The sequence below is a fragment of the Mycolicibacterium neoaurum ATCC 25795 genome, from assembly GCF_000691525.1.
GTDB lineage: Bacteria > Actinomycetota > Actinomycetes > Mycobacteriales > Mycobacteriaceae > Mycobacterium > Mycobacterium neoaurum.
The window spans coordinates 297855-320333 of sequence record NZ_JMDW01000003.1 but is presented as its reverse complement, the minus strand read 5'-3'; the positions used below and the strand labels follow the sequence as shown (position 1 = coordinate 320333).

Genomic DNA, 22479 nt, shown 5'->3' with positions numbered 1-22479 from the left:
TGATGCGGGGTTTATCACCCGAATCACACCGCACGGCGGCCGGAGCGCACCCCGTAGAAATCACTGGTTTACCCGCCGCCGGGGTATGCACGTGCTTTGGCTGCCGTGCTTGCGCAGCCATGTCAAGATCACCGAATGGTCGGCGACCTCAGAGGCGGCACGCTGGTGGGACGGCGCGTCGAGCAACAACAGCTGACGCAGTTGGTCGACCGGGCTCGAGCGGGCAACAGCGCCGTCCTCGTCATTCGAGGACAGCCCGGTATCGGCAAAACAGCGCTGCTGCAGGATGTCGTGAAGCGGGCAGCAGACCTTCGCGTCATCGCCCTCAGCGGCGCCGAATCAGAACTCGAACTCACCTACGCGGGGATCCAACAACTGTGTGCAGCGCTGCTGGGCCATATCGATCGGTTGCCCGACCCACAGAAGAACGCACTCCGAGTGGCGCTGGGGCTTCGCGACGGCCCGACACCGGACCGCCTCCACGTCGGTCTGGCGGTGTTGTCGCTGCTCTCGGAGTCCTCGACGGAGCGGCCGATGATCTGCATCGTCGACGATGCCCAGTGGATTGATCGCGCATCACGTCACGCACTGGTTTTCGCCGCGCGGCGATTGTCGGCCGAACCGGTGATGATGGTCTTCGCGCTACGCGGCGGACACGCCTATCCAGAGCTGGCGGCGCTGCCCCACATGCACCTGGACGGCCTCGCCGATGGCGATGCCCGCGCACTGCTGACGACGGTTCTGCCGACTCGCCTCGACGATGCAGTCCGGGAGAACATCCTCGCCGAATCGGGCGGAAATCCGTTGGCGTTGTGCGAACTGAGTCACGCCCTCCCCCCGGCGCGGCTCGCCGGCGGATACGGCTTGGCATCCGCCAGATCGGTTGCGCTGAGGATCGAACAAACCTATGGGCAGCGACTGGCTGAGCTTCCACCGCACACACGCACGCTGCTGCTGATCGCGGCCGCCGAGCCCACCGGCGAACCCACCTGGCTGTGGGCCGCCGCAACACGGCTCGGCATCGGAGCAGACGCCGCGGTAGCAGCGGAGCGCAGCGGCCTGGTGACGGTGGACACCCGGTTGCGCTTTCGGCATCCGCTGGTTCGATCGGCGGTCTACAGCGGCGCCGACCCGCCGGCACGCCGGCAGGCTCATGACGCCCTGGCACAGGTCATTCCCGGGTCCATCGCACCGGAACACCGGGTCTGGCATCGAGCTCATGCGACGAACGCACCGGACGAATCGGTGGCCCGCGATCTCGAACGGTCCGCCGAGCAAGCCAGCCGTCGTGGTGGCGCGGCCGCGGCCGCCGCCTTCCTGTCCTACGCCGCCGCGCTCACACCCGATCCTCTTCGACGAGGCGAGCGCGCGCTCTCCGCCGCGGCGTCCGCGTTGGATGCGGGTGATCCCGCGGCCGCCACCGACATGCTGACGGTGGTGGCCGGCAGCGATAGTGAATTTCTTACTGCACGAGCAGATCTGGTTCGTGCCAGGATCGCCTTCGCCGTCCAGCGTGGCCGGGATGCACCGCCGCTACTGTTGGCGGCGGCCGAGAAGCTCAGGTCGATCGACGCGGCGCTGGCACGTGATGCGTATCTGGAGGCTCTGGTGGCCGCGATGATCGTGGGCCGGCTGCACTCTGGTACGCAAAGTTCTGCGGCAGCCATCGCCCACGCGGCGCGACAGCTGCCACCGCCGTCGAATGAGGCGACCGCGACCGACCTCTTGCTCGAGGGACTCGTCGTGCGGCTCATCGACGGCCACGCCTCAGCGGCGCCGTTGCTGCGGAACGCCATCGCCAGGTACCTTGCCGAGGACGCCGCCGGTACCGCAGATCCCCGCCTGCACGACATCACGCTTCGGGTGCTTCTCGACCTGTTCGACCAGGACACCTACAATCACCTCAACTTCCGCCAGCTCGAATTATTGCGCGCGGCGGGCGAGTTGACGGTGTTGCCCGCTGCCCTGACGACCTATGCCGGATCATGTGTCACTTCCGGTGATTTCGCCACGGCCCAGGACCTGCTCGAACAGTCCGATGCGATCTCGACCGCTACCGGGGCACCACCGCACCACTCCATTCGGACGTATCTCGCCGCTTGCCGCGGACAGGAGCAACAGGCCCGCGAGCTTGCTCGGGCAACAATCGCCGAAGCCGGAGAGCGGGGGGAAGGCAGCGAGATCACAGTCGTTCACTTCGCTTTGGCGGTCCTGCACAACGGGCTCGCACAGTACGACGAGGCCTTCGCCGCATGTACCACCGCCTTGGAGTACCACGACGTGGGAATGTACGGCCACGTGCTCAGTGAGACGGTCGAGGCTGCGGCCAGATCCGGCGAGATGAACGCCGCGCGAGCCGCGGCCGCTCAACTGACGGCGCTTGCCGAAGCATCCGATACCGCGACGGCGCGCGGTTACGCCGCGCGCGCCAGGGCGCTGCTGGGTTCGGGATCCGAAGCCGAACGCGAATTTCGTTTGGCCATAACTGAACTGGAACGTTCACCGCTGAATGTCCTGACCGCGCGAACCCATCTGCTGTTCGGTGAATGGTTGCGCAGGGAGAACCGCCGGACCGAATCGCGCGGTGAATTACGCGTCGCGTACGAGATGTTCGTGCACATGGGGGCCGACGGTTTCACCGAACGCAGCCGACGAGAACTGGCGGCTGCGGGTGAGCCGCTCCGAAAGCGGCGGCGTGACGCGTCGGAAACGACGCTGACGACTCAAGAGAGTTATATCGCCAGACTGGCCGGTGACGGCTACACCAACGCCGAGATCGCCGGCCATCTGTTCATCAGTCCACGCACGGTCGAATGGCACCTGAGCAAGATTTTCCTCAAGCTCGGGGTGTCCTCTCGCCGTGAGCTGAGGCAGCGACCGGGATGAGGACACCTTTCCGAGCCATGGCAACCTGGTGAACACCATGACATCAGACGCAGACTGGACCATACGTCCCCGGGTGGGGTTGGGCCGGATCGAATTCGGCATGTCCCCGGCGCAGGTCGACGCGCTGTCGGCGACCTACGGGGTCATCAGCGGTCGCGGCGCCGATCGTGTCGCCGACGATATGCTGCGCGAGACCCTGGCCATGTTCGGTGACGCCATGAGCGAGGACGAGAAACAGGCCTTCATCGCCGAGTACACCGGCAGCGGTCCGTCCGCGGACAGCGTGACCGAAACGCGGGGCGACCTCGTGCTGCGGTATGAGGCGGACCGGCTCTGCGAGATCATGCCAGCCCATCCACGACGCCCGTTGTTCCTCGACGGCAGCGACCTTTTCGCGCTTGCCGGGCTGGACGCATTGCGATTGCTCGAACGGTGCAACCAAGCCCCGGGCCGGTATGCCGACACCGCCGCGGAGTTCGACCGTATCGCCATCACGGTGGACGGGTTCAGCGCGCACGATTCGACCGCCGGCCTGCTGGCGCTCGACGATTCCGACGAGCGCTTCCGGGCACGGACGGTGCTGCTGCGGAACGCCGCCTACCGCCCCGAGCAGGACATGCAGCGTTACACCGTGCATTCATTACCGCCGGCCACCGACCGGTAGCCCTATTCCCAGACCACCTCATCAGGCGATTTGTCCGAGCGTAACCCCCGCCAGCTGGGCTGACGCAGGCGATCGTCCGATGTCCGCTCGCTGTAGCGGACCTCCCCCACCAGTTCGGGCCGCACGTAGGTGACGCCCTTGACATCCGGCCCGGAAAGCCTTGTCGTGAAGGGGGAATCGGGGGTCTCCAGCGGTGTCAATGTGGTCCGCAGGTCTTTGAGCATCTTTTCGGTGAAGCCGGTACCGACGCGGCCGACGAACTGCAGTCCGTCCCGGTCCGGCACACCGACGACCAGCGCGCCGATCCCACTGGTACGGCCACCCTCGCCGGCTCGCCAGCCGCCGATGACGACTTCCTGGGTGAGCCAGAGCTTGTCCTTGATCCAGGACTGCGAGCGTCGCCCCGGTTGATAGGTCGAGTCCCACTTCTTGGCGATCACGCCCTCATAGCCGTGCTTGCGCACGTACTCCAGCGCGGCGGCACCATCACCGTCGAGCAGATCCGGCACGATGAGCGCTCCGTCCCGGCCCAGCAGTTCCAGCAGCTTTCGGCGGTCGCGATACTTCGCGCGCAGCAACGAGCGGCCGTCCAGGGCGAGCAGATCGAATGCCCAGAACTCGATATTGCTACCCGCCGCCCGGTTCTGCATGGCGCCGAAACTCGGCACGCCATCGGCATCCAGCGCCACGACCTCACCGTCGAGGATCAGCCTATGCTCGGCGAGATCGGCTGCCAGCGAACGCAACTGAGGGAATTCCTCGGTGATGTCACGACCGCTGCGCGACCGCAACATCAACTCCCCGTAATCGATCTCGACCAGCATCCGGTAGCCGTCCCATTTGCCCTCGAACGCCCAGCCGGCCGGTTTCAGCCTGGCCACCGAACCATGGGTCGCGAGCATCGGTTTCAGGTCGGTCACCGTCGTGACAGGCTGCTCCTTCATGCGGTGCGCCAGCCAGCTCTTGCCGCCGGTTTGGATCAGCGCGTAACGCCCGCGCACCTTGGCGCCGTGCAACGTCACGATCACCTCCCCTTTACCCCCTTTTCCGTGTTCCTGTCCGCCCGGGTCGATCGGCTTCTCACCGTCGACACCGGGATCTCGGAACTTCTCGGCCTCATAGGTCCCGGAGTCCCAGATGATCACCTTCCCGCCGCCGTACTCGCCGGCCGGGATGTCCCCCTCGAAGGTGGCGTACTCCAGCGGATGATCTTCGGTATGGACAGCCAGGTGGTTCACCGATGTCGTCTCGGGCAGGTTCTTCGGGATCGCCCAGGACACCAGCACGCCGTCGCGTTCCAGCCGGAAGTCGTAGTGCAGCCGGCGCGCGTGGTGCTCCTGGATGACGAACGTGTTGTCATGCCCCACCGCCGGCGGTGCCGTCGGGACCGGCTCAGGAGTCTTTCCGGCATCGCGCATGGTGCGATAGGTGCTCAGCCGATCCTCGACGGGCAACGGATCGTCCAGATCCAGGAGCAGATCGCCGTCGCGTTCCAGTCGGTCCAGCACCTCTTCGAAGGTCAGCTGCCGCAGGCCGGGATCGGCGAGTTCCTCCCAGCTGCGCGGCGCGGCCACGGTGGGCTCGGCGCGACCACGCATCGAGTAGGGCGCGATGGTGGTCTTGGCCGCGCTGTTCTGGCTCCAGTCCAAGAACACCTTCCCGTCGCGCAGACTGCGCGTCATGGTGGCCGTGACCTGGGTGGGCATGCTCTTCTCCAGCGCCAGTGCGATCCGCTTGGCCAGCACCGACGCCCCCTGGGAGCTGATCGGATCCGTCAGCGGCACGTAGAGGTGCACTCCCTTGCTGCCACTGGTCAGCGGATACGCGGTCAGTCCGATGTCCTCGACGTATCCGCGCACCTCATGGGCGACCGCACAGAGCTGCCGGAAGGTCACACCCTCGCCCGGGTCGAGGTCGAACACGATGCGGGTGGCCGGTCCGGGCGCGCCCTGTGGGTCGAAACGCCACTGCGGAACGTGCACCTCCAGCGATGCCTGCTGGGCGATCCAGGCCAATCCTTCGGCGGTGTCGATGATGGGGTAGGTCGTGGTGCCGGACCGGTGCGTCACCGATCCACGGCGCAGCCAGTCCGGTGCCGACGACGCCAGCTGCTTTTCGAAGAAGTCCGATTGGTCAACACCATTGGGCCACCGCTTACGCGTAACCGGGCGACCGGCGATATGCGGCAGCATCGCCGCCGCGACCGCGACGTAGTAATCGAACACCTCGGCCTTGGTCGTGCCGGTCTTCGGGTACAGCACCTTGTCCGGATTCGTCAGTTTGACCCGGCCCACACGCTCCACCACCGAATGATATTTCCCGGCACCCACCAGATCGGAATGCCCGCTGCTACCGTTGCCTATGCGGTCGATCTGGAAAGGTTCGGTCTCCTTCGGTCTGGTCAACGTGCCGGTCAAGGTCTACAGCGCCACCGAGGACCACGACATAAAGTTCCACCAGGTGCACGAGAAGGACAACGGGCGCATCCGCTACAAGCGCACCTGCGAGGTGTGCGGTGAGGTGGTCGAGTACCGCGATATCGCCCGCGCATACGACTCCGAGGACGGCCAGACGGTCATCATCACCGATGAGGACATCGCCACCCTGCCCGAGGAACGCAGCCGCGAGATCGAGGTCGTGGAGTTCGTGCCCGCCGATCAGCTCGACCCGATGATGTACGACAAGAGTTACTTTCTGGAGCCGGACTCCAAGTCGACGAAATCTTATGTGCTGCTTGCCAAGACACTCGCCGAAACGGATCGGGTGGCCATCGTGCACTTCGCGTTGCGCAACAAGACGCGCCTGGCCGCGTTGCGGGTCAAGGATTTCAGCAAGCGCGATGTCATGGTGATCCACACGCTGCTGTGGCCCGACGAGATCCGCGACCCGGACTTCCCCTCCCTGGACAAGGATGTCGATATCAAACCGGCCGAGCTCAAGATGGCCGGCCAAGTCGTCGAATCCATGACCGACGACTTCAAGCCCGACCAGTTCCGCGATGATTATCAGGAGCAGCTGCACGAACTGGTACAGGCCAAACTCGAAGGCGGCGAGGCGTTCACCGTCGAGGAACAGCCGACCGATCTCGACGAGACCGAGGACGTCTCCGACCTGCTGGCCAAGTTGGAGGCCAGCGTGAAGGCCCGCGGATCCGGATCGTCGGGCAAGGACGAGCCCAAGAAGGCACCGGCCAAGAAAGCGCCGGCCAAGAAGGCACCGGCGAAGAAGGCGGCCGCCAAGAAGGCACCTGCGAAGAAAGCACCGGCCAAGAAAGCCGCCGCCAAGAAATAGTGCGACCGAGATTCACACCTGGGACCGATCTCGTTCCGAGAATGTCCCCGATGTGAAACTCGCGCCACCGGAGCCACGAATTCACATCCCGAGGGTGTTGCATCCCAGTGGTTTCCGTGACCCTCCTATCTCGACCCCGAATCGGGGCTGCCGCCAGATCTGTCAGCCGCCGTCAAATTAGAACGTGTTCCAGAAATCGCTTCCGGGGCTCCGCCATGCTTGTTACCGTGGCGCCGAGCACAGAAATGAGGGCAGGCATGATTCTGGACAGGTTCCGACTCGACGATCAGGTGGCCGTGGTCACCGGCGCCGGTCGCGGATTGGGCGCCGCCATCGCGGTGGCCTTCGCCGAAGCGGGTGCTGACGTGCTGATCGCAGCGCGTACCGAGTCCCAGCTGCAGGAGGTCGCCGCACAGGTGGAGGCGACCGGTCGGCGCGCGCACATCGTGGTCGCCGACCTGGCACATCCCGAGGCGACGGCGGCACTCGCGGGGCAGGCCGTCGAGGCCTTCGGGAAACTAGACATCGTCGTCAACAATGTCGGGGGAACCATGCCCGGCCCCCTGCTGAACACCTCCACCAAGGACCTCAAAGACGCCTTCACGTTCAACGTCGGCACCGCCCACGCGCTGACCACCGCGGCGGCGCCGCTGATGCTGGAGCATTCCGGCGGCGGGTCCATCATCAACATCACCTCGACGATGGGCAGGCTGGCCGGGCGCGCCTTCGCGGCGTACGGGACCGCCAAGGGGGCGCTGGCGCACTACACCCGCCTCTCGGCGCTGGACCTCTGCCCGCGCATCCGCGTCAACGCCATCGCGCCGGGATCGATCCTCACCTCCGCACTGGACGTGGTCGCGTCCAACGAGGCGCTGCGCGACCCGATGGAGAAGGCGACGCCCATGCGCCGGTTGGGCGACCCGGCCGATATCGCGGCGGCGGCAGTCTATTTGGCCTCCCCCGCCGGCAGCTACCTGACCGGCAAGACCCTGGAGGTCGACGGTGGCCTCACCTTCCCCAACCTCGACCTGCCCATCCCGGACCTGTGAGGACGCCCATGACCGACACATCAGCTTCGCCGCCCACCCCGATCCGGGTCGCCGCCATCGGTACCGGGAACGTCGGCCGCCACGCCCTGCGCCAGCTCATCGAGGATCCGCAATACGAACTCACCGGTGTGTGGGTGTCCTCGGCAGCCAAGACCGGCAAGGACGCCGGAGAGCTTGCCGGACTGGACGTTTCGACCGGCATCACGGCGACGGACAATCTCGACGACATCCTGGCCACCGCACCGGACTGCGCGGTCTACACGGCGATGGCCGACAACCGGCTGCCCGACGCACTCGAGGATTACCGGCGCCTGCTGGCCGCAGGCATCAACGTCGTCGGCAGCGCGGCGGTGTTCCTGCAGTACCCGTGGCAGGTGCTGCCCGCCGAACTGGTCACCCCGATCGAGGAGGCGGCCCGCACAGGATCGTCGAGCATCTTCGTCAACGGCATCGATCCCGGTTTCGCCAACGACCTGCTGCCGCTGGCGCTCGCCGGGACCTGCCAGAGTGTCGAGCAGATCCGCTGTATGGAGATCGTCGACTACGCCACCTACGACAGTCCCACCGTCATGTTCGACGTGATGGGTTTCGGCAAGAGCATCGACGAGCTGCCGATGCTGCTGCAGCCCGGTGTGCTCAGCCTGGCCTGGGGCTCGGTGGTGCGTCAATTGGCCGCCGGCCTGGGCATCGAACTCGACGAGGTCACCGAAACCCACACCCGGATCCCGGCCCCCGAGGACTTCCGGATCGCCGCCGGACCGATTCCCGCGGGCAGCACCGCCGCCATGCGTTTCGAGGTGCGCGGCATGGTCGACGGACATCCCGCCGTGGTGCTGGAGCACGTGACCCGGCTGCGCGCGGACCTCTGCCCGGACTGGCCCCAGCCCGCCCAGGAGGGCGGTTCCTACCGAGTCGAGGTCACCGGCGAGCCGTCCTACGCGCTGGACCTGTGCCTGAGCAGCCGCAAGGGCGACCACAATCACGCCGGTTTGGTGGCTACCGCCGCACGAGTGGTCAACGCCATCGCGGCGGTGGTCGCGGCCGAACCGGGCATCACGACCACACTCGATCTCCCGCTGATCACCGGCAAGGGGTTGTACGCCGCACCCTAGGCTGGACCGGTGGCCGACCATCTCTACTTCGCCTACGGCTCCAACCTGTGCAACGACCAGATGGCCGCACGCTGTCCGGATGCCCGCGGTCCGGTCCGGGCGATGCTGGCCGATCACGACTGGCTGATCAACGAGCGGGGCGTGGCCACCATCGAGCCCGCCGCGGGTGCCGAGGTGCACGGGGTGGTGTGGCGGATCAGCGATGCCGACCTGGCCGTGCTCGACCGTGCCGAAGGGATCCCGGTCCGATATCGGCGTGATCGCGCGACGGTCCGTACCGACGACGGCCCCCGCGACGCCTGGATCTACATCGATCACCGCATCGAACCGGGCGCACCGCGCCCCGGCTATCTGGAACGCGTCATCGCCGGGGCCTCGCACCACGGACTTCCGCAGCGCTGGCTGGATTTCCTGGACCGCTGGCATCCCGCGAACTGGCCACGGGCACTTGCTCCCTCCGAGAAGCCGGGACCGCGGACCCTCACCGAGTTGCTGTCGGACCCACTGATCTCGGAGTATTCGATTCTGCGTGGGCCGTTGGGCTTCCTTGCCATCCACGGCGGCGGGCTGGAACGGATGACCGATGTCATCGCCGAGCGCGCCGCGGAGCTGGCCGGGGCGTCGGTGTACGTCGTGCGCCACCCGCCGGACTACCCGCACCATCTGTCCTCGGCGGCCTATCGTGCCGCCGAATCCGAACGCCTGGCCGAGTTCCTGGACCACGCCGAGCACGTCGTCTCCCTGCACGGCTACGGTCGCGTCGGGCGCAGCAACGAACTCCTCGCCGGCGGCGGAAATCGCGAACTGGCCGGGCACGTGGCCGCGCATCTCGACATCCCAGGGCATCGGGTCATCACCGATCTGGACGCGATCCCGCGTGAACTGCGTGGACTGCACCCGGACAATCCGGTCAACCGAACCCGCGGCGGCGGTGTGCAATTGGAACTGGCACCGCGGGTGCGCGGGATCAGCCCGCGTAGCGGACCGCTCGGCGAGGACGGGCTGAGCCGACCGACCCGCGCCTTGATCGCCGGACTGGTCTCGGCGGCCCGGGCCTGGCCCCGAATCTGAAGACGATCGCGCCGATTCGACGAAAAGCCGCCACCTTCTCCAGATTCGACGCGACCACTACTCCTTCATGTCGAGCACCGGCGTCGGCCGCCGGAAACCGTGGGTGACCACCAGCAGCCAGATGAATCCGACGGCCAGCCAGATCAGCCCGAGCCGCAACGCGTCACCGGACAGACTTGTCCACAACCACACCGTCAGCGCGAAACCGATACCGGGCAGGATCAGGTTGTTCAGCACGTTCTTCTCACCGGCGTCGACGAAGTAGTGCTTGATCACGGTCAGGTTCACCGCCGAGAAGGCCACCAGGGCACCGAAACTGACCACCGATGCCAGCAGCGCCAGGTCGATCACCAACGCGAGCAGCGAGATCACCGATACCGCCAGGATCGCCCAGGTCGGGGTGCTGAACTTCACCGAGACGTGCCCGAACACCTTGCGCGGCAGCACGCCATCGCGGCCCATCGCATACAGGATGCGCGCCACCGAGGCCTGCGAGGTGAGCGCCGATCCGGTGGCACCTGCCACATAGGCCGCGGTGAAGAACGCCGAGAGGAACGCGCCGCCGGCGGCGACCATGACATCCACCGACCCGGTGTCGACACTCTCGAACGCATTCGACGGGAAGACCAGCTGCGAGGCGTAGGACAGCACGATGAACAGCACACCGCAGATCACGGTGGCCAGCATGATGGCCTTCGGCACATCGCGCCGGGCATCCTTGGCCTCCTCGGAAAGTGTTGACACGGCGTCGAACCCGAGGAACGACAGGCACAGGATGGCCGCACCGGCCAGTACCGGCGCCATGCCCCCCGCGGTGCCGTCACCGGTGAACGGCGCCATGATGTCGACCGTCCCGGAACCGGAGATCGTCGCCACCGCCATGACGAGGAACACCACGATGAAGACCGCCTGAACGGCGATGATCACCGCGTTCGCGCGGGCCACCGAGACGATGCCGACGATGTTGAGGACCGTCACCAGCACGATGGTCACCAGCACGATCACCCACTGTGGGATCGACGGCACCGCGGCGTTGAGGTACAGCCCGATCACCATGTAGTTCAGCATCGGCAGGAACAGGTAATCCAAGAGCAACGACCAGCCGGCCAGGAATCCCACCGGCGCCCCGAAGGTCTTCTGGGTGTAGGCATATGCCGACCCGGCCACCGGGTACGCCGTCGCCATCCTGGCATAGGAGCGGGCCGTGAAGATCATCGCGGCCAGCGTCACCACATAGGCCAGCGGCACCCGGCCGCCGGACTCGACGGTGACGATGCCGTAGGTGGTGAACACGGTGAGCGGCACCATGTAGACCAGGCCGAAGAGCACCAGCGAGGGCACTCCGAGGGCGCGTTTGAGCCTGCCCTCGTGCGGATCTGCCGAGATACCGACTAGCGGCTCCGAAGTCGACATGTGCACTCCCTCTTTACGGTGATGTGGACGCGATGAACCCGGGCTCGCCCCGGAGGTAGGTGGCCCGCACCCCGATGCCGGGCAGTTCCAGCGGCGGGGTCGATCGCGGGTCGCGGTCCAGCCAGACCAGGTCGGCGCTGGCACCGGGCGTCAGCCTGCCCCAGATCCGTTCGGCGAAGGCCTGATCGGCCACGCCGGCGGTGTAGGCGGCCAGGGCACGTTCGATGGCCAGCGTTTCCTGCGGGGTCCAGCCCCCGGCCGGTTCTCCCTCGGCGGTCTGCCGCGATACGCCCACGGCGATACCGTCCAGCGGCGCTCCCGAGGACACCGGCCAGTCCGAACCCAGCGCCAGCGGGGCGCCGGAGTCGGCCAAGGAGCGCATCCGGTACTGCTTGTCGGCCCGTTCCCTGCCGAGCCGGGGCACGGTCAGCACGTTCATCAGCGCATCCTCCTGCGCCCACAGCGGCTGCATGCACGGGATGACGCCCAGGGCGGCGAAGCGGTCCAGATCGGCGTCATCGACCAGCTGGACGTGGGCGATCACGGGCCTGCGGTCGCGGGGCCCGTTCTGCGCCACGGTGTACTCGATGGCGTCGAGAGCCTGGCGAACGGCGGCGTCGCCGATGGCGTGGATGTGGATCTGCAAACCGAGTTCGTCGACGCGTTGGCAGGCCCGGGCCAGCGAGTCTCCCTCCCAGACGGTCATGCCGTGGGAATGCAGGCCCGAACAATAAGGCTGCAGCAGCGCACCGGTTTCGTTCTCGACCACACCGTCGGCGAAGAATTTCACCGTCTGCGCGGTCAGCATGGGTGAGCCGAGTTCGGTCACCTGCCGGTGGGCGTCGGCGAAATGCGCCACCTGATCGTGGAAATGCCGAGGGTCGGCGTAAAGGGCAAGGTTGAACCGGACCCGCAGCGCGCCGCGTCGGGCCGCCTCCAGATAGGTCTGCACGTCGGCGGGTTCCACCCAGGCGTCCTGTACCCAGGTCACGCCGTGGGCCAAATAGTAGTCGGCCGCGGTACCCAGGGCGGCCAGCCGGACCTCTTCGTCGCGGGCGGGCATGACGGCGGTCACCAGGTCGACCGCGCCCCATTCGCGCAGGGTGCCCAGTACCGATCCGTCCGGACGGTGCGGGATCTCGCCGAGTTCGGGATCGGGGGTGTCCGGCGTGATGCCCGCACGCTCCAGCGCGGCGGTGTTGCACCACACGGTGTGATAGTCCCAGGCCCGCAGCACCACCGGCCGGTCGGCGACGGCGGCGTCGAGCCAGCGCGCGTCGAACAGGCCGTCGGTTGCCAGGCTGCCGTCATAGGACGCGCCGACGATCCATTCCTGATCGGGATGGTCCTCGGCGTGGCGGCGGACGGCTGCCACGATCTCGTCCACCGAGGTGCAGGGCCGTACCGCGGGGCCGACGAACTCCAGGCCGCCGAGTAGCGGGTGGGCGTGGCCGTCGCCGAAGGACGGCATCAGGAAGCCACCCTGCAGGTCGACGATGTCGGAGCCCTCGGGTGCCTCGGCCACCGCGTCGGGTCCCATGGCGACGATGGCCCCGTCGGTGACCAGCAATGCGTCGGAGGACGATTGGCCGGGCACGCCGGCCCACACGGATCCGTTGCGAAACAGGGTCGACACCACGGATTTGCACCTTACGCGGGGTTGGGAGTTTAGCAATCCGAATGTCACCCATCCGTTAGCCGACCGGTCCCGAATCACCATCGTGCAGTATCGGAGGAGTCGGTCCATCGCCGTCATCGGAAGCGGCATCGCCGGGTTGACGGCGGCGTATCTGCTGTCCGCGCATGACCACGTCACGCTGTTCGAGGCCGAGGATCAGCTCGGCGGCCACCGGCGCGACCACCGTGTCGACGACGGCTCCGGCGGCACGGTGGCCGTCGATTCGGCCTTCTTGATCCACGACGACACCCACCCGACGCTGTGTCGGTTGTTCGCCGATCTCGGTGTCGACACCGCCGATGCCGACCCCTCGCTCTCGGTTCGCGATGACCGCATCGGCCTGCAGTACGCGCGTATGCGCGGCTTCGGTGGGCTGTTCCCTTCCTGGTCGAATCTCGCTCGGCCCCGATATCTGCGCCTGCTGGCCGAGGTCAACCGGTTTCACCGGGCGGCCGCCACCCTGCTGGCCACCGGGGACGCCGAGGACACCGGCACGCTGGGCGCCTTCCTCGCGGTGCACAAGTTCTCCCGATACTTCGCCGATCACTTCATGACCCCGCTGGTGGCCACCGTCTGGTCCGGCGGACCGCGCACGACCATGGAGATTCCCGCGCGCTACCTGTTCGTGTTCCTGCAGCAGCACGGGATGCTCTCGGGATCTGAGTCGGCGACCACGCGCACCGTCGTCGGCGGGACGGCCGGCTACGTCGACGCCATCGCCGAACACGTCGACGAGGTGCGCACCGGCACCCCGGCCGGCGCCGTGCGGCGCATCCCCGATGGGATCGAGCTGCGCGCCGGCGGGGCGTTGCGCGAGTTCGATGCCGTGGTCATCGCGACCCGGGCGGATCAGGCACTGCAGGCACTGCACGAACCCACCGACGCCGAACGGGCAGCGCTGGGGGCCATCCGGTACTCGACCGAACACGTCTGCGTGCACACCGATACCTCGGTGTTGCCGACCCGGCCCGCCGCCAGGGCGCTGCGGAACTATCTGTTGCCGGAGAGCGGGCGGGATGCGCTGATCACCCATGACATCGGTCGGCTGTTGGGCGTGACGGGTCCGCACCACTACCTGATGACCCTCGGCGGTTCCGGGCGGGTGGACCCGGCCGCGGTGATCACCGAGCTGACCTACCAGCGTCCGCTATACACGACGGAATCCATTGCTGCCCAACGATTGTTGCCGCTACTGAACGATGACAGGGTGGTATTCGCGGGCGCCTATCACGGCTGGGGATTCCGCGAGGACGGCGCCGCCTCCGGCGTGCGTGCCGCCGAGCGGTTGGGAGCACAGTGGCCGGCGGCACGGGAATCCGAGGCGATGCCATGTTGATTGCCTTCGGCGTCGTCAGTACGTCTCGGGCGCAAGCCATTTCGGACCGGCCGAGCAGCCAGGGACGGCGGTTCACGCAGATGGGAGGTCGCAGATGAAACGGGGCATTCCGTGACGCTGCTCGACGAGCCCGCTATTCTACGGAACGTGACGTCAGACCTCGACGCATTGCTGCGCCGGGTAGCGCAACGCGATGTGGACGCCTTCGCCGCGTTCTACGACCACACCAGAGCCAGGGTGTTCGGTCTGGTCCTGCGGGTTCTGCGGGATCCCGGGTACAGCGAGGAAACCACCCAGGACATCTATCTGCAGGTCTGGCGCAATGCCGGGGACTACAACCCGGCGATGGGCACGCCGCTTTCCTGGCTGATGACCTTGGCGCACCGTCGCGCCGTCGACCGGGTGCGCTCGGAGCAGGCCGGCGCCGACCGCGAATCCCGCTACGGTGCCGCGACCGTGGAACCTCCCGTCGACCAGGTCGCCGACCGGGTGCTCGACAACGAGGATTACCGCCAGGTGACCCAGTGCCTGGGTGCGCTGACCGACAAACAACGCGAGTGCATCGAACTCGCCTATTACGACGGATTGACCTATGTCCAGGTCTCCGACCGGCTGTCGGCGAACTTGGCGACCATCAAATCGCGGATGCGCGACGCGATCCGCGGACTCCGCAACTGCCTGGGGGCAGCATGACCAGCCCACATGATGATCTGTTGGCGTTGGCGACCGCCTACGCGCTGCACGCGGTCGACGACGCCGAGCGCGCCGATATCGACCGGCGACTGAGCGCGGCGCCTGCGTCCGTCGCCGAGGAGTTCGCCACCGAGGTCCGGCAGGTCCGCGAGGCCATGGCTCTCATCTCGTCGGCCACTGCCACCGAACCGTCCGATCAACTGCGCGACCGGGTGCTGGCCGCCGTCGACGCCGATCCGGTGCGTCAGCTGCGTCGCCGCGAACCCCGGCGGTGGACGACCCTGCTCACCGCCGCCGCGGCCGCCGTGGTGGTCGGTGTCGCCACCTTCGGGATCGGCTGGTCATTGCGTCCGGTGCCACAAGCCACCACGGCCGAACAGATCTTCGCCGCGCCCGACGTCCGTACGGTGTCCGGTGACATCCCGACCGGCGGCACGGCTACCGTGGTGTTCTCCCGCGAACGCAACGCCGGGGTGCTGGTGATGAACAACGTCAACCCGCCCGCGAACGGCACCGTCTATCAGATGTGGTTGATCGACGACGCCGGACCGCACTCGGCGGGCACCATGAACGCCAAGGCGATCGCCCCGTCGACGACGGCGGTGCTGCCCGATCTCGGCGACTCGATCACGCTGGCCTTCACCGTCGAACCCGGTGAGGGTTCGGCCGCGCCCACCAGTACACCGTTTGCCTCCCTGCCGCTGACCTAGGTGCCTACCATCGGGCCCATGTTCCGATTCGGATTGGGCCTGCGCGACACCTCCTCGGCGGCGACGGTGCGCTCGGCGGCCCGTCGCGCCGAGGATCTCGGCTACGACATCGTGCTGGTGCCCGACCACCTCGGCGCACCGGCACCGTTCCCGGTGCTCTCTTCCATCGCCGCCGTCACCGAGACACTGCGGCTGGGCACCTTCGTGCTCAATGCCGGGTTCTACAAACCGGCCCTGCTGGCGCGTGACGTCGCGGCATTGCATGAGCTGTCGGCGGGTCGTTTCGAGGTGGGCCTAGGCGCCGGCTACGTGCGGGAGGAGTTCGAGGCCGCCGAGCTACCTTTCCCCTCCGCGCGGCAACGGGTCGAGTATCTGGAGCACGTCACCGCGCACCTGGCCGAGCACGTTCCCGATGTGCCGATCATGATCGCCGGTGGTGGCGACCGGCTTTTGACCGTGGCCGCGCGGTGGGCGGCGATCGTCGGCGTCACCGGCGGTAGTGGAGAGGATCCGCTTGCCGAACGGATCGCGTTCCTGCGTTCCGTTGTCGGTGAGCGCTTCGCCGATATCGAACTCAATGTTGCCATCACCGCGGTACCCACCGACGGCTCCGGGATCCCGAACCTGGCCATGACCCGGCACTACGCGCCGGGCCTGACCGATGAGCAACTGCTGGAGCTGCCCGGGGTGTTGTCCGGGTCGGTCGACGAGATGGCCGCCAAGGTGCGCCGGCTGGCCGACGAGTACGGGGCGAGCTACCTGGTGGTGCAGGAGGCCCATGCTGAGGCGTTCGGGCAGGTCATCGCCGCGCTGCGCTGATTTTCTGTTGTGCCGCAAAACAATTGGATCGACCCGCGCTCATATGGCCGGATCGTGACGCGCGCCACTTCAAGCCGGAGGTTTTCGACGGACGTGGGGTGGGCATCCACTGCACGCAGACGTTTGGTGGGGTTGAGAACACAGCACACCGTTCACGCGACCAGCAAGGGAGCCGACATGGGTGACAGCAATGGAGCAGCAGAGGGCATTTCGGGCGTCGTCGAGGGCGCCAAGGGCAAGCTGAAGGAAGCGGCCGGCGCCGTGACCGGCAATGACGACCTCCGCCGCGAGGGCGAGGCCCAGCAGGACAAGGCCGACGCCCAGCGCGACGTGGCCAAGAAGGAAGCCGAGGCCGAAGCCGCACGCGGCTCCGCCGAGGCCAACGAGGCCCGCCAGAAGGCCGCCGAAGAGTCGAAGTAGGTCTTATCCCAGAAGGGGACGGTTCGCCCAGAACCGTCCCCTTCTGCGTGTCCTGAGTTCGTCGCCCGCGATCCAGCGGACGCGCGTGGAGGGGAGTCAATTAGACTTCTGCAGGTCTGCCTCGGCAGGTGCCGCCCCCGTAGCTCAGGGGATAGAGCACGGCTCTCCTAAAGCCGGTGTCGCAGGTTCGAATCCTGCCGGGGGCACTCTGGGATACTGCGAGACCTTGGCATGGCCGTCGACCTACGCGGTAGCGGAGTCGTCCGCGACACAAGCCAACAATCGGCGAAGTGCACGGAATCGGGAGTTGCACCGCGTCCGCTGTGCCTATGCTCCCACGATGAAGAAGGTTGTCGGCGCGCGAATCGGGATGTCGCTCCTAATGACGGTGATGGGGCTGGCGACGTTCGCGCCGCACGCCGCCGCCAATCCTTACTCCGGGGCGGACGACGCGCACGTTCAGTTCTTCAGGTCGCCGACGGGCAACATCCAATGCGAAATCAACTTCGGACGCGCCCCCGCCGCTGCAGGCGCGGAATCTATGCCGGACGGGGTCTACTGCATGTCCCAGCAACCACTACAGAGCGTACAAATCCGCGCCGATGGGTCGCTGACGGACGTCTGCACCGGCCCGACCTGCGGCAGTGACGGGCCCACAGATCAGGGCGTCCTCGCCTATGGCCAGAGCGCAACGCTCGGGCCGTTCACCTGCCTGTCGGAGGAGTCGGGGATGACCTGCACCGCCAATGGCCGGGGATTCGAAATCTCGACCGCCGGCATCTTTGCGGTGTAGCGACCCGCTTCGGTCACTGCACCGCCAGCTCGTCACACCACCGCCGCGCGCGCTGCTCGACGAACTGCCGCGCCTTCTCGATATCGGGGTGCTGGTAGCGGTCCTGGTCCAGATGGCTCACCTCGGAGCGGAACTCGTTGAACAGCTTCGCCGTCTCCGGTGAGAGCCGCAGCCCCTCGTTCAGGTCGATGGCCTGCGCGGCGGTCAGCAACTCGATACCCAGAATGTAGGTCAGGTTGTCGATGACCTGCATCAGCTTGTAGGCCGACGTCCCGCCCATGCTCACATGGTCCTCCTGCAGCTGGCAGGTGGCGATGGTGTCGACACTGGCCGGGGCCGAGAGCACCTTGTTCTCGTTGACCAGGGCGGCCGAGGTGTACTGCGGGATCATCAGCCCGGAATCCAGGCCGGGCTTGGCCACCAGATAGTCCGGCAGGCCGTGCTGGCCGGAGAGCAGTTGGTAGGTGCGGCGTTCGGAGATGCTCGACAGATCCGTCAACGCGATCGCCAGCAGGTCCATCACCATCGCCGACGAGGCGCCGTGCAGGTTACCCGCGCACAGTTCGGTGCCCTCCTCGTAGAAGAAGACCGGATTGTCCGAGACGGTGTTGCATTCCTGCTCGATGATCTGGGTGGCGAAGTTGATCGCCTGACGCGCCGCGGCATGCACCTGCGGCACACAGCGATACGAGTACGGATCTTCGTGGGCGATATTGCACTGTGGCAGCTCGTGGTGGTTGCTGCCCTCCAGCAATGTCTCGAGGTTCTTGGCGACCGTGACGCGCTCGGGGTGCCGCCAGGTCTTCTCCAGCAGCGGTTGGTAGAAGCTCTTGGCGGTGCTGAAGCCCTGAATGCTCAACGCCGTCACAAGATCTGCGAACCGGATCAGGGTGCGGGCACGCAGCAGGCAGTCGACGGCGATCGCGTTGATGTACTGCACGCCATTGGTCAGCGCCAGCCCCTCCTTGGGGCGCAGCCGCAGCGGCTCGAAGCCCTCGCCCGCTAGCATCGTGGCGGCGTCGACGAGTTCGCCCCGGTAGTAGACCTTCCCTTCGCCGATCAGCGGCAGGGCCAGATGCGCCAACGGCGCGAGATCGCCACTGGCACCGACGGTTCCCTTCTTGGGGATGGCCGGCACGATGCCGCGGCCCCAGAAGTCGAGCATGCGGTTGACGGTGTTCGGCGTGATACCGCAGTAGCCGCTGCGGAAGGTGAGCAGCTTGATGACCGTGGTGATCCGGCTGATCCGCGCGGGCATCGGCTCTCCCACCCCGCAGGCATGCGACAGCAGGTGGCGGTGCTGCAGTTCGGACTGCTCGTGTTCCTCGATGCGCCGCACGCACAGCGAGCCGAATCCGGTGTTGATCCCGTAGATGTGGCGGTCCTCGCCCGCGATGCTGGCAATGTAATCCGCACCGCGGCCGATGCACTCCTGCACCTCGCCGTCGAGAGTGAGTTCCTGTGCGTTGTCGACGATATCGGCGATATCGTCGAGGCGATAGAAGTCCAGCGAGATACTACGAGTTTCTGTCATCACTTCGTCTTTCTGATGTTCGATGGTGGCGCGGCAGCCGCTGATTCAGCGAGCCGCCGCGGAACAACGGTCTTTGACGGTGGCGAGCCGTTCGATACTTCCCAGGGCCTCGTGGGCGTCGACGCCGAAATCGACAAGGCAGGCGATATCGTCGACACCGATCCCGGCGAATCGTCCAGCGACATCGACGCATTGATCGATATCGCCGAGCAGGCCCACACCGTCGAAGTACCGTTCGACGCGCAGGTCGAGGAGTTCGTCGAGGATGTCGTCGTCATAGCCGTCACCGTCGGCCGATGCGGCCGCCGCCTTGATGTCGAGCTGCAGGGCCGAACCCAGGTAGTGGCGCAACGGCGCGGCGGCCACCGCTCGTGCATGGTCGGCGTCCGCACCGACGAAGGTGTGCAACATGACGGTGACGCAACCGGTTTCGGGATCGTGACCGGCCGACCGCCGGGCCTGGCGATACTGGCCGATCAGCTCGGCCAGCTCCGCGAAATCCTGGGTGATCATATGGGTCAGCAGGTTCGCTCCCGCGGCGCCGGCGCGCACGAACGTCTCGGCGGTGCCCCCGGTGGTGATCCACACCGGCAACTGGGGTTGCACCGGCCGCGGGGTCAGCTCGACCTCGACCTGCGCGCCGACGCCGTTGGTCCGCCGGATCCGCTGCCCGCGCCACAGCGCGTGCACCGTGTCGATCTGTTCCCACATCAGGTCCTTGCGACCGCCGTACTGCGCGGGCGCCAGGGCGAAGTCATTCGGATTCCACCCGGAGCCGAAGGACACCGCGGCCCGGCCGCCGGACAGGTTGTCGATCATCGACCAGTCCTCGGCGATCAGCAGCGCATCGTGCAACGGCGAGATGACGCTGCCCGCCCGCAACTGAATGTTCTCGGTCACCGCGGCCAGCGCCGCATTCGTGACGACCGGGTTCGGGAAGACACCACCGAATTCGTCGAAATGTCGCTCGGGGGTCCAGATTCCGGCGAAACCCTGTCGGTCGGCGATCCGCGCGGCATCCAGGAGCAGCTGGTAGTGCCGTTGGGCGTCACCGGTGGCCAGGCTGGCGAAAAACATCAGGGAGAAGTTCATCGCGCGGCGCGCACCCCCGCCGTACCGCCGATCACCGGACTGGCCGGGGCCGATGCCGCGGCGATGGCCAGACCCTGGATCGTCGGATCATCGATGAACGTGCCCAGGCTGATGCGCACCCCGAACTGTTTGCGCACCCGCGACAGGATCCGGGTGGCCACCAGGGAATCTCCACCGATCCGGAACAGGTTCGCCGACCGTGAGATGCCCTGCTGTTTGAGCAGGTCCTGCCAGATCTGGGCGATGGCCACCTCCACCTCACCGGTGGGTTGGTCGCCGTCGTCCTGGTGGGGCTCCCCTACGGCCAGCTGCGCCACCGCGGGCCGGTCGATCTTGCCGTTGGCGTTGCGCGGCAGGTGCGCTACCGCGATGACGGTCGAGGGGACCATGTACGCGGGCAGGGCGGCGGCGAGTTGTTCCCTGACGGACTCGGGATCGAAATCGTCCGCCCGCTGTGCCACGGCGAAGACCACCAGGGTGGTCGCCCCGGTCGGCGAGGTCCGCACGTCGGCGGCGGCCGCGAGCACCGCACCGGTGTTCATGACCGCGGCTTCCACATCCTCCAACTCGACGCGCTGACCATTGATCTTCACCTGATTGTCGGTGCGGCCGAGGAAAAGCAGCTCCCCGCCGGATAATCGGCGCGCGACGTCGCCGGTGCGGTAGATCACCTCGCCGGTATCGGGCACGGTGACGAAACGATTCTCGGTCGCCGCGTCATCGTTCAGATATCCCTTGGCCAGATAGGAACTGGCGATGCAGATCTCGCCCTCGTCGCCCACGTTCCCGTCCTGATCACGCAGGGTGACCGTCCGGCCGGGAATGGCGTGCCCGATCGGGACGGTGCCCAGGTCGGCGGGCAGCTCCCCGATCGGGTAGAAGGTCGCCGCCACCACCTCGGTGGGGCCGTAGACGTTGACCAGTTTCGTGGTGGGTGAGAGCAGCTGACGCGATCGCGCGACCACCGACGGTGACAGGGCCTCGCCGACGAACAGGACGGTGGCAAGCTGCGGCAGGTCGGCACCGGTCTGTTCGATCTCCGCGAGCAACGTGGCCCAGTGCCCAGACACGATCTGCAGCAGCGAAATACGTTCTGTCCGCAGCCACTGCGCCAGCGCGGCGGGATCATTGCGGATCTCATCGGAGACCGAATGGACGGATGCACCGCGGGTCAACGCCCCGAAGATCTCACAGAACGACACGTCGAACCCGGGTGGCGCCAGCGCCGCGACCCGGCTGCCCGCGGACACCCCGAACGCCACCGCCTGCCAGTCGACGAACTGCTGCAGCGTGGCATGCCGGTGCGGGATGCCCTTGGGCAAACCCGTGGATCCGGAGGTGAACGCGATATATGCAGGATCGTTGCAGGTCACATCGGGTCGGTCGAATCGCGTGGACGTCGAAGCGGCGGGGGTGGTCGACAGTTGCGGCAGGTGAGCGAACTCGTCCTTGACGAGCCTGCGGTGCTCCTGCGGCGCGTCATCGTCGATCAGGATGGCCCCTGGCCGTGCCGCACTGATGACATGCCGAACCCGGTCGACGGGGTGCGCCGGGTTGGCGACGACGAAAACGCCACCAGCGGTGAGTGTTCCGAACATCGCGATGACCATCGACGGGCCGCGATCGGCGATGATCACCACGGGCGTCTGCGGCTGCAGACCGGCATCGGTGAGGGCGTCGGCCAGCCGACGGGATGCCTTCTCCAGTTCGACATAGCTCAGTTCAGACCGCCCCGCCTCGGTCACATGCGACAGTGCGAGGGAACCCGGAAGCCGCTCGGCGTGGCGCCAGAACATGTGATGGAGTACCTGTTCGGCCATCGTTTCGTGCGTCTCCTTCGCAAATGCAGACCTTGCTGGCGTCGCCGCCCGCAGAGACTATCCCACGGCAAGTTAAGTTAGCCTAAGCTGCCGTCAGT

Annotated in this window: 18 protein-coding genes and 1 tRNA gene; 13 read left to right on the top strand and 6 right to left on the bottom strand. The window is 66.8% G+C overall.

Annotation, left to right across the window (positions count from 1 at the left end; genetic code table 11):
* The first annotated feature begins 135 nt into the window (after nt 1-135).
* Together IC40_RS0103355 and IC40_RS0103350 are read left to right on the top strand one after the other, a co-directional pair.
* Nucleotides 136-2886 (top strand): AAA family ATPase, encoded by a 2751-nt coding sequence (locus IC40_RS0103355; protein WP_036469234.1) that lies wholly within the window; start codon nt 136-138, stop codon nt 2884-2886.
* A 37-nt stretch (nt 2887-2923) separates the two neighbouring features.
* Nucleotides 2924-3550, top strand: a complete 627-nt coding sequence (locus IC40_RS0103350; protein ID WP_030133346.1) for a hypothetical protein — start codon at nt 2924-2926, stop codon at nt 3548-3550.
* A 2-nt stretch (nt 3551-3552) separates the two neighbouring features.
* Here the strand turns inward: IC40_RS0103350 and IC40_RS0103345 are convergent, their stop codons facing one another.
* Entirely contained in the window at nt 3553-5856 is a 2304-nt protein-coding gene (locus tag IC40_RS0103345) for an ATP-dependent DNA ligase (RefSeq protein ID WP_030133345.1), read from the bottom strand.
* A gap of 55 nt (nt 5857-5911) precedes the next feature.
* Between IC40_RS0103345 and ku the strand changes: the two genes are divergently transcribed.
* The 4 genes from ku (at nt 5912) to IC40_RS0103325 (ending at nt 10073) form a co-directional block, all read left to right on the top strand.
* On the top strand, nt 5912-6841 hold the full coding sequence (ku, locus tag IC40_RS0103340; RefSeq protein WP_030133344.1) for a non-homologous end joining protein Ku: 930 nt from the start codon (nt 5912-5914) through the stop codon (nt 6839-6841).
* Nucleotides 6842-7098: 257 nt separating this feature from the next.
* Complete coding sequence (locus IC40_RS0103335; RefSeq protein ID WP_030133343.1) at nt 7099-7890, top strand: SDR family oxidoreductase; 792 nt, start codon at nt 7099-7101, stop codon at nt 7888-7890.
* An 8-nt stretch (nt 7891-7898) separates the two neighbouring features.
* Nucleotides 7899-9002, top strand: coding sequence for an NAD(P)H-dependent amine dehydrogenase family protein (locus IC40_RS0103330; RefSeq protein WP_030133342.1), 1104 nt, complete (start codon nt 7899-7901; stop codon nt 9000-9002).
* A gap of 9 nt (nt 9003-9011) precedes the next feature.
* On the top strand, nt 9012-10073 hold the full coding sequence (locus IC40_RS0103325) for a poly-gamma-glutamate hydrolase family protein (protein WP_030133341.1): 1062 nt from the start codon (nt 9012-9014) through the stop codon (nt 10071-10073).
* A 57-nt stretch (nt 10074-10130) separates the two neighbouring features.
* On the opposite strand, the gene IC40_RS0103320 is transcribed toward IC40_RS0103325, so the two are convergent.
* Both IC40_RS0103320 and IC40_RS0103315 read right to left on the bottom strand, forming a co-directional pair.
* Nucleotides 10131-11486, bottom strand: coding sequence for an APC family permease (locus IC40_RS0103320; protein WP_030133340.1), 1356 nt, complete (start codon nt 11484-11486; stop codon nt 10131-10133).
* A 13-nt stretch (nt 11487-11499) separates the two neighbouring features.
* The gene (locus IC40_RS0103315) at nt 11500-13125 is read right to left on the bottom strand and encodes an amidohydrolase (RefSeq protein WP_030133339.1); all 1626 of its coding nucleotides are present in this window, start codon (nt 13123-13125) and stop codon (nt 11500-11502) included.
* An 82-nt stretch (nt 13126-13207) separates the two neighbouring features.
* On the opposite strand from IC40_RS0103315, the gene IC40_RS0103310 reads away from it, so the two are divergent.
* From IC40_RS0103310 to IC40_RS26755, 7 genes are all read left to right on the top strand, one after another.
* A complete protein-coding gene (locus tag IC40_RS0103310; protein ID WP_030133338.1) occupies nt 13208-14500 on the top strand; it encodes an NAD(P)/FAD-dependent oxidoreductase in 1293 nt (430 codons plus the stop codon).
* 111 nt (nt 14501-14611) lie between these two features.
* Nucleotides 14612-15193, top strand: a complete 582-nt coding sequence (locus IC40_RS0103305) for a sigma-70 family RNA polymerase sigma factor (protein WP_030133337.1) — start codon at nt 14612-14614, stop codon at nt 15191-15193.
* Nucleotides 15190-15903, top strand: coding sequence for an anti-sigma factor (locus IC40_RS0103300; RefSeq protein WP_030133336.1), 714 nt, complete (start codon nt 15190-15192; stop codon nt 15901-15903). The genes IC40_RS0103305 and IC40_RS0103300 overlap by 4 nt, the downstream gene beginning before the upstream one ends.
* A gap of 18 nt (nt 15904-15921) precedes the next feature.
* Nucleotides 15922-16722 (top strand): TIGR03621 family F420-dependent LLM class oxidoreductase, encoded by an 801-nt coding sequence (locus IC40_RS0103295; protein ID WP_030133335.1) that lies wholly within the window; start codon nt 15922-15924, stop codon nt 16720-16722.
* A 177-nt stretch (nt 16723-16899) separates the two neighbouring features.
* Nucleotides 16900-17142 carry a microaggregate-binding protein 1 gene (gene mbp1, locus IC40_RS0103290; protein ID WP_030133334.1) on the top strand — a complete coding sequence of 81 codons (243 nt, stop codon included), beginning with the start codon at nt 16900-16902 and terminating at the stop codon, nt 17140-17142.
* Between the two features lie 133 nt (nt 17143-17275).
* Nucleotides 17276-17348: transfer RNA gene (locus IC40_RS0103285), tRNA-Arg, on the top strand.
* 134 nt (nt 17349-17482) lie between these two features.
* Nucleotides 17483-17935, top strand: a complete 453-nt coding sequence (locus tag IC40_RS26755; protein ID WP_051644260.1) for a hypothetical protein — start codon at nt 17483-17485, stop codon at nt 17933-17935.
* 13 nt (nt 17936-17948) lie between these two features.
* On the opposite strand, the gene IC40_RS0103275 is transcribed toward IC40_RS26755, so the two are convergent.
* Genes IC40_RS0103275 through IC40_RS0103265 form a run of 3 tightly spaced genes read right to left on the bottom strand, consistent with a single transcriptional unit; the run spans nt 17949 to nt 22381 of the window.
* Nucleotides 17949-19469 (bottom strand): HAL/PAL/TAL family ammonia-lyase, encoded by a 1521-nt coding sequence (locus IC40_RS0103275; RefSeq protein ID WP_030133332.1) that lies wholly within the window; start codon nt 19467-19469, stop codon nt 17949-17951.
* 45 nt (nt 19470-19514) lie between these two features.
* Nucleotides 19515-20546 (bottom strand): MupA/Atu3671 family FMN-dependent luciferase-like monooxygenase, encoded by a 1032-nt coding sequence (locus IC40_RS0103270; protein WP_234411636.1) that lies wholly within the window; start codon nt 20544-20546, stop codon nt 19515-19517.
* An 11-nt stretch (nt 20547-20557) separates the two neighbouring features.
* Entirely contained in the window at nt 20558-22381 is a 1824-nt protein-coding gene (locus tag IC40_RS0103265; protein ID WP_030133330.1) for a non-ribosomal peptide synthetase, read from the bottom strand.
* Between the last annotated feature and the right edge of the window lie 98 nt (nt 22382-22479).